The sequence below is a fragment of the Halofilum ochraceum genome, assembly GCF_001614315.2.
Lineage (GTDB): Bacteria > Pseudomonadota > Gammaproteobacteria > XJ16 > Halofilaceae > Halofilum > Halofilum ochraceum.
Map to the genome: position 1 here is coordinate 263,401 of NZ_LVEG02000004.1, position 14,277 is coordinate 277,677.

General features: G+C 66.4%; 12 protein-coding genes. 5 read left to right on the forward strand and 7 right to left on the reverse strand.

The window, feature by feature from the left end; translation table 11 throughout:
* The first annotated feature begins 266 nt into the window (after positions 1-266).
* Both A0W70_RS05310 and A0W70_RS05315 read left to right on the forward strand, forming a co-directional pair.
* Complete coding sequence (locus tag A0W70_RS05310) at positions 267-1,487, forward strand: argininosuccinate synthase (RefSeq protein WP_067561194.1); 1,221 nt, start codon at positions 267-269, stop codon at positions 1,485-1,487.
* Positions 1,488-1,516: 29 nt separating this feature from the next.
* On the forward strand, positions 1,517-1,870 hold the full coding sequence (locus A0W70_RS05315) for a PGPGW domain-containing protein (protein WP_083330791.1): 354 nt from the start codon (positions 1,517-1,519) through the stop codon (positions 1,868-1,870).
* 15 nt (positions 1,871-1,885) lie between these two features.
* On the opposite strand, the gene A0W70_RS05320 is transcribed toward A0W70_RS05315, so the two are convergent.
* The 3 genes from A0W70_RS05320 to A0W70_RS05330 form a co-directional block, all read right to left on the reverse strand.
* Positions 1,886-2,410, reverse strand: coding sequence for a hypothetical protein (locus A0W70_RS05320; RefSeq protein WP_139150730.1), 525 nt, complete (start codon positions 2,408-2,410; stop codon positions 1,886-1,888).
* 272 nt (positions 2,411-2,682) lie between these two features.
* Positions 2,683-2,907, reverse strand: coding sequence for a hypothetical protein (locus A0W70_RS05325; RefSeq protein ID WP_067561198.1), 225 nt, complete (start codon positions 2,905-2,907; stop codon positions 2,683-2,685).
* A 193-nt stretch (positions 2,908-3,100) separates the two neighbouring features.
* Positions 3,101-3,835, reverse strand: coding sequence for a response regulator (locus A0W70_RS05330; RefSeq protein ID WP_067561200.1), 735 nt, complete (start codon positions 3,833-3,835; stop codon positions 3,101-3,103).
* Between the two features lie 545 nt (positions 3,836-4,380).
* On the opposite strand from A0W70_RS05330, the gene A0W70_RS05335 reads away from it, so the two are divergent.
* From A0W70_RS05335 to A0W70_RS05345, 3 genes are all read left to right on the forward strand, one after another.
* Positions 4,381-6,195: a monovalent cation:proton antiporter-2 (CPA2) family protein gene (locus A0W70_RS05335; protein ID WP_067561202.1), complete on the forward strand. Its 1,815-nt coding sequence runs from the start codon at positions 4,381-4,383 to the stop codon at positions 6,193-6,195.
* A 121-nt stretch (positions 6,196-6,316) separates the two neighbouring features.
* Positions 6,317-7,441 (forward strand): MalY/PatB family protein, encoded by a 1,125-nt coding sequence (locus tag A0W70_RS05340; RefSeq protein ID WP_067561204.1) that lies wholly within the window; start codon positions 6,317-6,319, stop codon positions 7,439-7,441.
* A 54-nt stretch (positions 7,442-7,495) separates the two neighbouring features.
* Positions 7,496-9,907 carry a mechanosensitive ion channel family protein gene (locus A0W70_RS05345; RefSeq protein ID WP_067561206.1) on the forward strand — a complete coding sequence of 804 codons (2,412 nt, stop codon included), beginning with the start codon at positions 7,496-7,498 and terminating at the stop codon, positions 9,905-9,907.
* Positions 9,908-10,251: 344 nt separating this feature from the next.
* Here the strand turns inward: A0W70_RS05345 and A0W70_RS05350 are convergent, their stop codons facing one another.
* The 4 genes from A0W70_RS05350 to fghA form a co-directional block, all read right to left on the reverse strand.
* Positions 10,252-11,154 (reverse strand): SDR family oxidoreductase, encoded by a 903-nt coding sequence (locus A0W70_RS05350; RefSeq protein ID WP_245675813.1) that lies wholly within the window; start codon positions 11,152-11,154, stop codon positions 10,252-10,254.
* A 74-nt stretch (positions 11,155-11,228) separates the two neighbouring features.
* Complete coding sequence (locus A0W70_RS05355; RefSeq protein ID WP_067561210.1) at positions 11,229-12,503, reverse strand: ammonium transporter; 1,275 nt, start codon at positions 12,501-12,503, stop codon at positions 11,229-11,231.
* Positions 12,504-12,515: 12 nt separating this feature from the next.
* A complete protein-coding gene (locus tag A0W70_RS05360; RefSeq protein ID WP_067561212.1) occupies positions 12,516-12,854 on the reverse strand; it encodes a P-II family nitrogen regulator in 339 nt (112 codons plus the stop codon).
* A 563-nt stretch (positions 12,855-13,417) separates the two neighbouring features.
* Positions 13,418-14,269 (reverse strand): S-formylglutathione hydrolase, encoded by an 852-nt coding sequence (gene fghA / locus A0W70_RS05365; protein WP_067561214.1) that lies wholly within the window; start codon positions 14,267-14,269, stop codon positions 13,418-13,420.
* Positions 14,270-14,277 lie beyond the last annotated feature (8 nt).

The following is a 14,277-nucleotide window of genomic DNA, read 5'->3' on the forward strand; positions in this document are numbered from 1 at the left end:
TCGTAAGCGGCAGGCTCGGGGCCGGGGATGCGTCGATCCGCCAGCCGGCGCGCGGGCGGCTCCCGGCCGTGCAACGCGCAACGGAATGGATTGTGCCACGCGCCCCCGCGGGGTGGCTACTTGACGCCTTGCCGTCCCTGCACGGTATCCGGCCACCGTGAACGGCACGGGTGGCGGCGCGCGGCGCGCAGGGGTGGGGATCGGCAGGCCGGCGGTCTGTAGTAGAATGCCGGCTTTTGGGTCGCGGACAGCGGGAGCAAGACAAGATGGGGCAGATTCGAAAGGCCGTGCTGGCCTACTCCGGGGGGCTGGATACCTCGGTGATCCTCAAGTGGCTGGAGGAAGAATACGGCTGCGAGGTCATCACGTTCACCGCCGACCTGGGGCAGGGAGAAGAGGTCGAACCCGCGCGCGCCAAGGCCGAGGCCCTGGGCGTGAAAAAGATCTATATCGAGGATCTGCGCGAGGAGTTCGCCGCGGATTTCGTGTTCCCGATGTTCCGGGCCAACGCGATCTATGAAGGGGAATACCTGCTCGGGACCTCGATCGCGCGGCCGCTGATCGCGAAGCGTCTGGTAGAGATCGCGCGTGAGACCGGGGCCGACGCGATTTCCCACGGCGCCACCGGCAAGGGCAATGACCAGGTGCGCTTTGAACTGGGTGCCTACGCCCTGTCACCGGACGTCCACGTGATCGCCCCATGGCGCGAGTGGGATCTGAACTCGCGCGAGCGCCTGCTAGCCTACGCCGAATCCCATGGCATCCCCATTGAGAAAAAGAAGGACGGCGGCTCGCCGTACTCCATGGACGCGAATCTGCTGCATATCTCCTATGAGGGCGGCATTCTGGAGGATCCCGCGGCCGAACCCGAGGAAGAGATGTGGTTATGGTCAGTCTCGCCCGAGATGGCGCCTGACCAGCCGCAGTATGTCGAGATCGATTTTGAGGGCGGCGATGCGGTTGCGATCGACGGCGAACGTCTGTCTCCCGCTGGCGTTCTCTCCGAACTCAACCGAGTCGGCGGCGCGCACGGCATCGGCCGCCTCGACATCGTCGAGAACCGCTACGTGGGCATGAAGTCGCGCGGCTGCTACGAAACGCCTGGCGGGACGATCCTGCTCAAGGCGCATCGCGCGATCGAGTCCATTACCCTCGACCGCGAGGCGGCGCATCTGAAGGACGAATTGATGCCCCGCTACGCCGAATTGGTCTACAACGGCTACTGGTGGGCGCCGGAGCGCGAGATGCTGCAGGCGCTGATCGACCGCTCGCAATGGCACGTCAATGGCCGCGTGCGTCTCAAGCTCTACAAGGGCGCGGTCAGTGTGGTCGGGCGCCAGTCGGTCAGCGACAGCCTGTTCGACGCCGCTGTCGCCAGTTTCGAGGATGACCGTGGGGCGTACGATCAGAAGGATGCCGAGGGCTTTATACGGCTCAATGCACTGCGTCTGCGGACCGCCGCGCGCAGCCGTCTCGGACGCTCCTGATCGCGGTACGCCGGCCGCCGGATGGCAGGATGGTTCCTGACTCGGACGATGAGCGATCGAAGCCGCTAAAACGGGCCCTCGATCCCGTGGTCCCGGCTGGCGCACCATCCCTGTTCCTGCGCCTCGCACGCGGGAGCTATCGGATTGCCCGGCGGCTGGTAATCGCGACCGTCGGCACTACGGTCGTGCTCGTCGGCGCCGTGATGTTCTTCACGCCGGGGCCGGCCGTGGTGGTGATCCCGCTCGGGCTCGCCATCCTGGCGCTCGAGTTCGTCTGGGCGCGGCGCCTGCTGCGCCTTTTCCGGGTGCGTGCCCGCCAGGCCGCAAGGGCGTACCGGCGTGGCGATCGCGGCTACTGGCGCCGGTGGCTTTGGCCCCGGTAATCCGGGGCCGCGCGGTCAGGCCACGGTTGCGCCTTCGGGGTCGGGCGCGGTCTCGTCCTCGAGGTCGGCGACCAGGCGCGGCGAGTATTCCACGGCCACGGCGCGGTCGGTATAGCTCAGGACGCCGGCGAGTTCGGCGCCGGGCCAACAGCGCTCCGCCTTGCCCATCGCACGCGTGAGTTCAGCGATATGCGCCCAGTTCGGGCGGCCCCCGTAGACACCGTCATGTCCCCGCACGACACGGATCGCGTCGCCGTCGACTGCACGGTAGATGGCCACATCGGGGGCGCGCACCAGCCGGAGACCGTGACGCCCGCCCCGCATAATCGCCTTGAGGCGGCCGCCCGAGCCCAGCGGCTGCCACTGGTCCGTGGCCAGCCCGTGACGCGATGCCGTATCCACCGACGGCGTTTCCCCGGCGGACGCGGTCGTACCGTCCTCCTCCGGCCGGGAAGCGGCGTTCCTCCGGCGCTGCAGCATCAGCAGGGCGATGAGGATCAGCAGGACCGCTCCGGCGGCGAGCATCATGGGAAGAGACATCGGGCATACCTCCCTCCGGCGGTGCCGGTCGCATGCGGTGCCGATCACGGACAATATCGACACCGTGTGGCGGTTTGTGACGAAACGCGTCATCGGATCGCACGGTGCCGCGCGGCGAAATCGCGTTCATCGGATTCCGGTGCAGATGCCATGCCAGTGGGGACGAGCATGCCCATCGGGATGGTGCGTCCGTACGGCAGGGTGTCGTGAGACGGTCACCGTAGGCCGCAGTGCAGGCCCCAATGGCTACGCTCGCATGTCAGACGCTGCGGTTACTCGTCGGTGGCGTCTTCTACCGAATCGCCGGCCTCCTCGATAGCATCCCCGGCGGCTTCTGCGGCCTCGCCCGCGTCGTCCTGGAGTTTCTCGGCCGCTTCGTCGATCTCCTCTCCAGTTTTCTCGGCAGAGCCTTTTTCTTCACTGCAACCGACGAGCACCATGAACGCTAGAAGAGTACCGACTGCCAGAAGGGTTTTTCGGGGGCCGTACGGATGCATCGTCAAATCTCCGAGAGGGTGAAGCGCGCGCCTCGAATCACCGCGATGCCAAGGGGTACTGCAACAATCCCTGTTTAAGGGCAATGGATCAACAGGCAAACCGCCGGCGCGCATCGGAATGTGAAGCATGTCACGCCGGGCGCGTACTGAACGGAAAAGTCAGCACCACGCGGACTGCCCAGAGCCGACTTGATCAGCGGGTTTGACGGTCGACTTCGACATCCAGGCAGTAACCCCGACCCCAGACCGTGCGGATGACGTTCGGACGCGACGGCTCCGCCTCGACTTTCTTGCGCAACCGACGTACCTGATTGTCGATCGTCCGATCGAAAGGACGTCCCTTGCGGCCGCAGGTCATCTCAAGCAGTTCATCCCGCGCCAGCACCCGCCGCGGGTGGCGCAGGAACACCATCAGCAGCTCGTATTCGGCGGAGGTGAGTTCGTGTTCGTGCTCACCGCATAATGAGATCAGACGTTTCTTGCGGCGCTGCAGGTACCAGTGGTCGAAACGGATGGAACCGGAATCGGTCGGAATCGCCTCTGGGGGTGCGGCATGCCGTCGTCGTAGGATCGCCTTGATCCTTGCGATCAGTTCCCGCGGATTGAATGGTTTGACGATATAGTCGTCGGCCCCGACCTCCAGTCCCGCGATCCGATCGTTATCCTGGTCCCGCGCCGACAGGAAAATCACCGGTGTCGTGCACATGCCCCGCAGCGCCCGGCACAGTGACATCCCGTCTTCGTCCGGCATGACGATGTCCAGAAGGATCAGATCGATCTCATTCTGTATTGTTGCCAACCGAGCCTGACTTCCGTCTGCCGCAGTCAGTACCCTGAAACCGCTGTGCTCCAGATATGTGCCCAGCGTGGCGCGTAATGCCGGCTGGTCGTCGACGACAAGGATCGTAGCTCGGTCTTCACTGATCATGCATGCTCCCTGGCCGATGTGGCCGCAGCGGAGTAGCACCATCCCAGGCAAGTGCACCAGCGCTGGACGGGATGACGAGGCGTGTCGGCGGATGTCTCAATCGCGGAAAAGGGAGAGCGATCCGCTGGTTATATCCCAGTAGGAGCGATTTATAACCATTTACATGTCTACTTGCAAACGGATGTCCCGCAAGGTCCTCGGTTCATGGGGTGATAGTCTTCTGCTCCGGTACGAGGCCTGGCCCGGCGTTTAGCATTCCTGCAAAACCGGTACCGAAGGATTGCATGGAATGTTTCCACAAGGCCGCCGCGGAACTCGCGGAACGGTTCCAGTTGGACGAGACGGACACCCGCCGCCGCGAGTCGGGCGAGAAACCATGAATCGAGATCACTTCGGGGTTGCCGATTGGCGCGTCAGGGGGTAGCGTCCGCGTCCCGCCGCGTGCCCGGCCCGGTTGATCGCGGCAGCAGGGCGGTGGTGCGCCCGCTTGTCGGGAGCGCACCGCAGCACCGATCGACGAGTCGTGCCCATGGGGGGCCGCCGCCATGACCCTGTTGTATGAGGCCGCCATCTTCCTTGCCGCCGCGGTCGTCGCGGTGCCGCTGTTTCGCCGGATCGGGTTCGGTTCCGTGCTGGGATATCTGGCCGCCGGCCTCGCGATCGGGCCGCATGGCTTCGGGCTCATCACCGATGTCGAGGACATCCTCAAGTTCTCGAAAATCGGTGTGGTGCTGTTGCTGTTCATCATCGGGCTTGAACTGCAGCCGGCGCGCTTGTGGGTACTGCGCCGCAATGTCTTCGGCCTCGGCTCGCTGCAGCTGCTGGCCTGCTCCGGCGCGCTCGGGACCGCCGCGTGGATGCTTGGACTGTCGCCCGGGGCGGCGCTGGTGGTCGGCGTGGGCCTCGCGTTCTCGTCCACGGCGCTGGTGCTGCAGTCGCTGGCCGAACGTGAAGCGCTGACCACGCGCCACGGCCGCGCCGCGTTCGCCATTCTGTTGTTCAAGTACATCGCGCTGCTGCCATTGCTGGCGGTGCTGCCCATCCTTGGCAGTGGCGCCGATGGCCTCGATCCGCGCGTGCTCGCGATCGATACCGTGATCAGCCTCGCCGTCATCGCGGCGATCGTGGCGGGCGGGCATGTCGCGTTGCGCCCGGTCTTCCGGCTGGTAGCGGCCTCCGGGACCCATGAGACGTTCGCGGCCACGGCGCTGCTGGTGGTGATCGGCTCCGCGCTGGCGGTCGATGCCACCGGCCTTTCGATGGGCGTGGGCGCGCTGGTGGCGGGCGTGTTGCTCGCTGACTCGGAATTCCGCCACGAGATCGAAGCCGACATCGAGCCGTTCAAGGGCCTGTTGCTCGGGTTGTTCTTCATCGCCGTGGGCATGTCGGCCGATCTGGGCCTGGTGGTGGAGCAGCCGGCCGTGGTGTTCGGTCTGGCCGGCGGGCTGATCGCCATCAAGCTCACGCTCATCTATGCGATCGGCCGCGCATGGGGGCTCGGCGACGGCCAGGCGCGCTCACTCGCGGCGGTGCTCCCGCAGGGCGGGGAACTGGCCTTCGTCGTGTTCTCCTCCGCCGCCCAGGAAGGGGTGCTCACCGGTACCCAGGTCGATTACCTGATCGCCGCGGTGACCCTGTCGATGGTCGCCACGCCGCTGACCGTCCTGTTCAACGAGCGCGTGCTGGCGCCCCGCCTGGACCGCTCGGATGAGCGCATGTACGACACGATCGACACGCCCGCGCCCGGGGTGATCATCGCCGGCTTCGGCCGCTTCGGGCAGATCGTCGGGCGCGTGCTGCACAGCGCCAACGTCCCGTTCACCGCCCTCGAGATCAATCCGGTGCAGGTCGACTTCGTGCGCCGCTACGGTAATCGGCTCTATTATGGCGACGCCTCGCGGATCGACCTCCTGCGCTCCGCGGATGCCGGCGACGCGCGCGCGTTCGTCCTGGCCATCGATGATGTCGAGGCATCGGTGCGCACGGCCGAGGCCGTGCGCCGGCATTTCCCGAACCTGCCGATCTTCGCGCGTGCCCGAAACCGCCAGCATGCGTTCCGGCTACGCGATCTCGGGGCGCGGATCGTCGTCCGCGAGACCTTCCCGGCGAGTCTGGAGCTGGGCGAGGGCGTGCTCGCGTGGGCGACCGGCGACGAGGAGGAAGCGCGTCAGGCAGCGGCCGGCTTCCGCGAGCACGACGAGGCGATCCTCGAGCGCCAGTACGCGGTCCACCGCGAGCGCGATGCCCTGCAGCTGTCGACCTCGCAGGCGGCGGACGAACTGGAAGGGCTGTTCGAGCGCGACGACGCCGGGGACACGACGCCGAGTGACCCGGACGCATCGCCCCAGAGTGGACCGTAATCGCCGGCTGGCAGGCCGGTGCCGCATTGCCTACCATCGGCGCGGTTGACGGCCGGAAGCCTGTCCGGGTTTCCCCGACAGGCTCCTGGGGCCGTCCCGCGCCCGCAACCGGACCGAGTGCATGCATTACGACTTCGATGAGCTGATCGATCGCCGAGGGACCGCGAGCGACAAGTGGGACCGTTTCCGCGAGCGCGACGTGCTGCCCATGTGGGTCGCGGATATGGACTTCCGCGCACCGCCGGCGGTGCTCGATGCCCTGCATGAGCGCGTCGATCATGGCGTGTTCGGCTACACCAGCGCGCCCGATGAGCTGGTCGATGTCACGGTGTCGATGTTGCGTGAGAGTTACGGCTGGCAGGTCGAGCCGGAGTGGCTGGTCTGGTTGCCGGGGCTTGTGCCGGGCATTCATCTCACGGCGGCCGCGGTCGGCGAACGCGACGATGCGGTGGCGACCTTCACGCCCGTGTATCCGCCGTTCCGAGCGGCGCCGGCGCGGGCCGGGCGCGAGCGGATCGAAGTGCCGCTGGCGTCCGCCGACGGCACCATCGACTTCGACCGGCTCGAAGCGGCCGTCACCGAGCGCACGCGCCTGCTGCTGCTCTGCAATCCGCAGAACCCCACCGGCCGCGTCTACCGCCGCGACGAGCTGGAAGCGCTGGCGGCCTTCTGCGAACGCCGTGATCTCATCATCTGCAGCGACGAAATCCACTGTGCCCTGATCCTGGACCCGGAGCGCCGCCATATCCCGATGGCTACCCTGGGCCCGGATATCGCGCGCCGCACGATCACCCTGATGGCGCCGAGCAAGACCTACAACATCGCGGGGCTCGGCTGCTCGCTCGCGATCATCCCGGACCCGAAACTGCGGCGGCGCTTCCAGTCCGCGCGTGCCGGATTCGTGCCGGGCGTGAACGCGCTCGGGTTCACTGCCGCGCTGGCCGCCTGGCGGGACTGCGACGACTGGCACGGCGCGCTGATCGACTATCTGCGCGGCAATCGCGATCGAGTGGCGGCGGCCATCGCGGACCACCCGCGCCTGCGCATGGCCACGCCGGAGGCGACCTACCTCGCCTGGCTGGATGCGCGCGAACTCGGAGTGGATGACCCGGCGGCCGCGGCGGAAGCGGTCGGAGTCGGTCTCTCCGATGGGGCCGACTTCGGTCTCAAGGGATTCCTGCGGCTCAATTTCGGCTGCCCCCGCTCGACGCTCGAAGAGGGCCTGCGCCGTCTCGCCCGGTTATAGGCCCCGCCCGGCCGTGCCGTTAGACTGTCGCTTCGGCCCTGTCGCTTGATCGCCATGCTCTGTCTCCCGTCGCGTGTGTTCGCCACCCTGCTGCTGGCCGTCCTGTTGCCGCTCGCGGCGGTAACGGCCCATGCCGCCGCCATGCCCGAAGAAGAGGTCAAGGCGGCGGACGCGCGGCTGAACGCGATCAAGCAGGCGCTTGAAGCCGAGGAGACCCCGGAGCGCGATGTCCTGCGCGCGTACCTCGGTGAGATTCCGGCCGCCCGCGAGGTCGCCAACGAGTGTATCGAGCGCAATGAGAGCCGCCTCGCCAATCTCGAGGAGAGCCTCGCCACACTCGGGAAATCCGGACCACACGAGGCGGCGGGCGTCCAGCAGCAACGGGCCGCGTTTCAACTGCAGAAGCGCGACGTGGAGAATCAGCTCCAGCTCTGCCGGGTGATCCAGTTGCGCTCGGACCAGCTGCAGGACCGCGTGACCCGCCTGCAGCAGGCCATCCTGACGGCCCGGCTGGCCGCGCGCGAGCAGCCCGCCTGGGAAGTGATCGGCGAAAACCTGAGCGAGCCCGCGCAGCTGTGGAACACCGCGCGACTGTTCCTGCTCCGCGAGAGCGGTCTCGATACACTGAACTGGATCGAGTTCATCGGCCTGCTCGGGCTCGCGCTGGTCGGCATCGGCGGCTCGCTCTACGCGCGCGCGCCGATGTTCGCCACGGCCGAACGCGTGCCCGAGACCGGAACCATCGCCGCGGGCTTCCTGCGCGCGCTGCTCGCCTGTGCCGCGAGCATACTGCCGGCACTGGTCACGTCCGTGGCGGTGGCGCTGTACCTCACCGTGGTCGGTGTGCGCGAACAGGGCTGGGCCTTCATCACGCTGCTGTCGTACGGTCTGGCGGGCTACTTCCTGTTCATACTGACCGTACGCGTGTTCCTGGCGCCGAGCCCGCCGGCGAAACCCTATCTGCCGGCCCCGGCGCCGGTCCTGCGCTCGCTCACACGCCGACTGCGTGTCCTCGGCATCGTGATCCTGACGGTCTCGCTGTTCTCGGCGACCCTGGTCGTCGAGAGCTTCCCCGAGCCGGTGCGTGATCTCCTGCGGCTGCTGGTCTCGACGGTCCTGATCATCAATCTGATGCGGATCTTCTGGCTGGCGGGGGACCTGCTGCGCTGGCACGACACGCGGCTGCCGCGCCTCATCATCACCGCCGGCATGCTGGCCGCGCTCGGTGCCGAGTGGCTCGGGTACCTGGAGCTCTCCGAGTACATCGTTACCGGTATCGCCGGGACCATCGTCGTGTTCTGGGGCAGCTGGTTCATCTGGCACCTGTTCGGCGAGCTGTTCGATGGGCTCGACGAAGGCCGCCGGGGCTGGCATCGGGCCGTGCGCCGTTCACTGGGCGTGCGCGCCGATCAGTATATGCCCGGCCTGACCTGGCTGCGCTTCCTGCTGGCGATCGTCCTGTGGAGCGGTGCCCTGCTGCTCGCCCTGCTGATGTGGGGGCTCTCCGATACCGGTCTCGCGTTCATCATGCGCATGCTCAACGAGGGCATCGCGCTCGGCGAGTTCGAACTGGTGCCGATTCGCCTGCTCTGGGGGTTGATTGTCCTGATCGTGGGCATCGGGGTGACCGGCTGGTTCAAGCAGCGCCTGGACCAGCGCTGGCTCAGCCGCTCGCGCATGGAGCGCGGCGCGCACGAGGCCATCGTTACGGTCACGGGTTACCTCGGCGTGGCGCTCGCGCTGCTCGTCGGGCTCGCGGTGGCCGGCGTGAAGTTCACCAACCTGGCGATCATCGCGGGCGCGCTCTCGGTCGGCATCGGGTTCGGCCTGCAGAACATCTTCAACAACTTCGTCTCCGGCCTGATCCTGCTGTTCGAGCGGCCGGTCAAGACGAACGACTGGGTCGTGGTCGGCCCCACCGAGGGCTATATCAAGCGGATCAGTATCCGCTCGACCCAGATCGAGACCTTCGATCGCGCCGACGTGATCGTGCCGAACTCCGAACTCATCCAGGGGCAGGTCACGAACTGGATGCTGCGCGATCCCTTCGGGCGCGTCATCGTGCCCGTGCGCGCCGCCTATGGCACCGATCCGCAGCAGGTACGCGATCTGTTGCTCGGGATCGCCGAGCGGCATCCCCAGGTGATCAACGATGCGTTGCTTGCGCCCACGCCGATCGTGCTGTTCCGCCGCCTCGGGGAATTCGCGATGGAGTTCGAGATCCGCGCCTTCATTCGCGATATCGAATATTTCCTCTCGGTCGTAAGCGACCTCAATTTCGAGGTCGAGCGCGTGTTCCGCGAAAACGGCATCGAGATCCCGTATCCGCGCCAGGACATCCGCCTGCATCGCGCAGGCGAGGACGAACCGCGTCTCGAACGCGACGCCGGCTCGACCCGCCTGGTCCGCAGCGGCAAGGGGGGTGGCACCGGCGAGATGGGCGACGGCGGCTCACCCGACGCGTGAATCGGTGTCCCGCCAAGTCCCGGACGCCAAGGCCGGGCGAACCGCCGAAGCGCGCGTGCGCTTCGCGCAAACGCGCCTCTCATAGGCCCCTTCAAGCGCAGGCGCGTGCGAGTGCGCGCATCGGTGGCAAATGAATTTGTGAGGGCGTGAAGGCAACCGGCAAATGACACCGATCGCGAGCAAGCTCGCTCCTACAGGTTTCGGCAGACCGCTGCGACTGTTTGGCCTGTAGGAGCGAGCTTGCTCGCGATCGTTCCCGCAGCAGGCTACGGCAACGAGCACGCCTGGGGACGCCGTACCGGTAAGCGCGTTGCCACCGAATGCTGGAGCGTGAACGACCGCCGTCAGACCACGGCGCGATCGGGATTCGTCTTAAGGGCGTCGGCAAGGCCGCTGTCCAGCGAGGGGTACTTCAGCGTTACGCCCAGTTCGCGCTGCATGCGGCCGATGTCGAGCCGACGCGACTCGCGCACGAACGACAGCATCGCCGGCGACAGGGCCTGCGGGGCCTGCTCCAGCGGCACGGTGGCCGGGCGGGGCCGGCCCGTGGCATCGGCGACGCGGTTGAAATAGTCCGTCATGGTGGTCGGGTGGCCGTCGGCCACGTTGTACACCGCACCCGCCCGGCCATGGCGCGCAGCGGCCCGCAGCGTGGTCACGAGATCGTCCACGTGGATGCGGTTGCTCCAGGGCGCCTCTTCGGCCCGTATCAGCGTGGTTTTCGACAGCCGATCGATCGGCAACCGGCCCGGGCCATAGATGCCGCCCACGCGCAGGATGACCACGTCGATACCGCGTTCCTCGCACCAGGCGCGGGCGAGCTCCTCGGCCGCGAGGCGCCGGCGGGCACGATCGGAGATCGGTGCGGGCGGGCGGCTTTCATCGACCCACTCACCGTGGCAGTCCCCGTAAACCCCGGACGTACTCAGATAGACCAGCCGGCGAGGTACCGCCTCTTCACACGCGCGGAGGAAGTGGCGCAGTCGCGGATCGTCGTCCTCAGCATCACCGGGTGGCGGGACCAGGTAAAACACCGTCCCGTCGGCCGCCGCCGCAGGCGGCTCGTCGATCGGCCGATCGAGGTCGCTGGCGACCGGGGCAATCCCCGTCCGTCCGAGTTCATCGGCCGAGCGCTGGGTGCGCACGAGCGCGACCGGGCGCTCGCCACGGGCGATCAAAAGGCGGGCGAGACGGCGGCCGACATAGCCGCATCCCGCGATCAATGGTGTGGAGGGAATCCCGGGCACGGAGCCTGCTCCTGTAAACCGTGCCCGGGATTCTGCCACTCAGCCGCGTCCCTGGGCGAGGGTGGATGTGGAAATCACCCGGCGGTGCCGCCGCGAGCCCCGACGAACTCGGGGTAGGCCTCGAGGCCGCACTCGGCGATATCCACGCCCTCATATTCCTCTTCCTCGGTGACCCGGAGGCCCATCCCGAGCTTCACGAGGGCGAATACCACGGCGCTCGCGGCTGCCGTCCAGCCGATGATTGCCGCGAGCCCGAGCAGCTGCGGCCCGATCGAGGCACCGGTATTCGAGGCCGGCACGATCAGCACGCCCCAGATGCCGGCGGTGCCGTGGACCGAGATCGCGCCGACCGGGTCGTCCACGCGCAGCCGGTCCAGCGCCAGCACCGAGAATACGACGATGATGCCGCCGACCGCGCCGATCAGCGTGGCCGCCAGCGGGCTCGGCGCCAGGGGCTCGGCCGTGATCGCCACCAGACCGGCGAGGGCGCCGTTCACTGCCATCGTGAGATCCGCCTTGCCCCATTTGATCCGAGCCGTGATCAGCGCGGCCAGCAGGCCACCGGCAGCGGCGGTGTTGGTATTAACGAAGATCTTTGCCACGGCATTGGCGTCGGCGACGCTGGACAGCACCAGCTGTGAGCCGCCGTTGAAGCCGAACCAGCCGAGCCACAGGGCGAACATGCCGAGCGCCGCCAGCGGCATGTTGGCGCCGGGGATCGCCCGCGGCCGCCCCTCGGCGTCGTATTTGCCCTTGCGCGGTCCGACCATGATCGCGCCGATGAGGGCGCCAACGCCGCCGCACAGATGCACGATGCCCGAGCCGGCGAAATCGGAATAACCCGCGGCCGACAGGAAACCACCGCCCCAGGACCAGTAGGCCTGCACCGGGTAGATGATGGCGGTCATGAACACCGCGAAGGTCAGGAACGACCACAGCTTCATGCGCTCGGCCACCGCGCCCGAGATGATCGACATGGTCGCCGCGACGAATACCACCTGGAAGAAGAAGTCCGAAGCGCCGGAGTAATAGGGTGCACCTTCGCCCCCGGCGAGCACGGCCTCCGTGGTGTTCTCGCCCGGCAGCAGGGCGCCCAGCGAAGGAATGACGCCGTTGATACCGTCGCCCCCGTACATGACCTGGTAGCCGAGCAGCAGGTACATCACGCAGGCGATCGAGTACAGCGCGACGTTCTTGGTCAGGATCTCCGCGGTGTTCTTGGAGCGCACGAGGCCGGATTCGAGCATGGCGAAACCGGCCGCCATCCACATCACCAGTGCGCCACAAACCAGGAAGTAGAACGTGTCGAGCGCGTAGCTCAGTTCAATTGTCATGTTGGCTGTATCCATGTCCGCTCCCCTTTAAAGCGCTTCCGCGCCGGCTTCACCGGTGCGGATACGTACGGTCTGTTCGAGTGGCTGAACGAAGATCTTGCCGTCGCCGATCTTCCCGGTCCGGGCGGCGTTGCAGATCGTCTCGATGGCGGCATCGACGCGGTCGTCCTCGAGTGCGACGTCGAGGCGGACCTTGGGCAGGAAGTCGACGACGTATTCGGCGCCGCGATACAGCTCGGTATGACCGCGCTGACGGCCAAACCCCTTCACCTCGCTCACGGTGATGCCCTGCACCCCGATCTCGCCGAGCGCTTCACGCACCTCGTCGAGTTTGTAGGGCTTGATGATTGCGGATACGAGTTTCATGGGACGGATCTCCTTGCGCGCTTTCCGCGGTTGAAACAGACAACCGCCGAACCCGGGAGCAGGAGCCGTGCCATTCAAGGAATGACTGTAATATCAGTGATTTACGAACAGACCATGTCCGCCACTGCACCGCACTGGCGCAGACCGGAATGTCTATGCACTACGAAGGAGCAGGGAAAGGAACCACGAATGAACACGAATGGACACGAATGCTGCCGCATGGCTTATCGAGCCTGGAGGAGCGTTGCTGAAAGCGTGGTGGCCCTGATGTTGGGGATGAGAACCACAGATGAACACAGATGGACACTGATGAAAGTCAAAGGGGGTCTATGGCACACCGAGAGCGCATGATGTCACTGCGCTGCTGTTTTTGACCTTATCTGTGTTCATCTGTGTCTATCTGTGGTTCAGAAAGAGACACCATTCGCCGCAGATGTCTCAGCGAAGCTCCTGCGAGCCTAATAGGCCCTGCGGCAGCATTCGTGTCCATTCGTGTTCATTCGTGGTTCTAAAAGGGGAGTGAAAGAACGGCACGGGCGTGTGACCGCCCGTGCCCGGAAGGATTACGTCGAGCGGAGTTTTTCCGCGTGGTAGTAGACGTGGTCGCCCATGAACGTGGCGATGAAGTAGTAGCTGTGGTCGTAGCCCTCGTGGCGGCGCAGCTGCAGTGAGTGGCCCTGGGCGTTGCAGACCTCTTCGAGGCGCTCTGGCTGAAGCTGTTCTTTGAGGAAGACGTCGTCCAGGCCCTGGTCGACCAGCAGCGGGATGGGGTTGTCGCCTTTGGCCACGAGTTCGCAGGCGTCGTAGGCCTTCCACGCCTCGCGGTCCTCGCCGAGATAGCCGGAGAAGGCTTTCTCGCCCCAGGGTACCTGCGTGGGGGCGACGATCGGCGAGAACGCCGATACGGAGGCGTAACGGCCCTTCTCGTTCAGTGCCGCCACCAGGGCGCCGTGACCGCCCATCGAATGCCCGCTGATCGAGCGCTTGCCGGCGATGACCGGGAAGTGCTCCTCGACGAAGGCCGGAAGCTCATGCACGACGTAGTCGTACATGTGGTAATGCTTCGACCAGGGTTCCTTCGTCGCGTTGACGTAGAAGCCGGCCCCCGTGCCGAAGTCGTAGCTGTCGTCTTCGCCGGGCAGGCCCAGACCCCTCGGGCTGGTGTCCGGCGCCACCAGCGCGATGCCGCACTCGGCGGCATAGCGCTGGGCACCGGCCTTCGTCATGAAGTTGTCTTCGGTGCAGGTGAGACCCGAGAGCCAGTAGAGCACCGGCACTTCATGGTGTTCCGCCTGCGGCGGCATATAGATCGCGAATCGCATCGGGCAGCCACAGGCCTCCGATGCGTGCTCGATCGTGTACTGCCAGCCGTCGAACGTCTTGACCCGGGCGACGGGTTCGATCGTTGCCGTCATGCAATCAA

Coding starts and splice junctions, on each gene's coding strand:
- A0W70_RS05310 (WP_067561194.1), top strand. CDS start 267: ATGGGGCAGATTCGAAAGGCCGTGCTGGCCTACTCCGGGGGGCTGGAT.
- A0W70_RS05315 (WP_083330791.1), top strand. CDS start 1,517: ATGGTTCCTGACTCGGACGATGAGCGATCGAAGCCGCTAAAACGGGCC.
- A0W70_RS05320 (WP_139150730.1), bottom strand. CDS start 2,410: ATGTCTCTTCCCATGATGCTCGCCGCCGGAGCGGTCCTGCTGATCCTC.
- A0W70_RS05325 (WP_067561198.1), bottom strand. CDS start 2,907: ATGCATCCGTACGGCCCCCGAAAAACCCTTCTGGCAGTCGGTACTCTT.
- A0W70_RS05330 (WP_067561200.1), bottom strand. CDS start 3,835: ATGATCAGTGAAGACCGAGCTACGATCCTTGTCGTCGACGACCAGCCG.
- A0W70_RS05335 (WP_067561202.1), top strand. CDS start 4,381: ATGACCCTGTTGTATGAGGCCGCCATCTTCCTTGCCGCCGCGGTCGTC.
- A0W70_RS05340 (WP_067561204.1), top strand. CDS start 6,317: ATGCATTACGACTTCGATGAGCTGATCGATCGCCGAGGGACCGCGAGC.
- A0W70_RS05345 (WP_067561206.1), top strand. CDS start 7,496: ATGCTCTGTCTCCCGTCGCGTGTGTTCGCCACCCTGCTGCTGGCCGTC.
- A0W70_RS05355 (WP_067561210.1), bottom strand. CDS start 12,503: ATGGATACAGCCAACATGACAATTGAACTGAGCTACGCGCTCGACACG.
- A0W70_RS05360 (WP_067561212.1), bottom strand. CDS start 12,854: ATGAAACTCGTATCCGCAATCATCAAGCCCTACAAACTCGACGAGGTG.
- fghA (WP_067561214.1), bottom strand. CDS start 14,269: ATGACGGCAACGATCGAACCCGTCGCCCGGGTCAAGACGTTCGACGGC.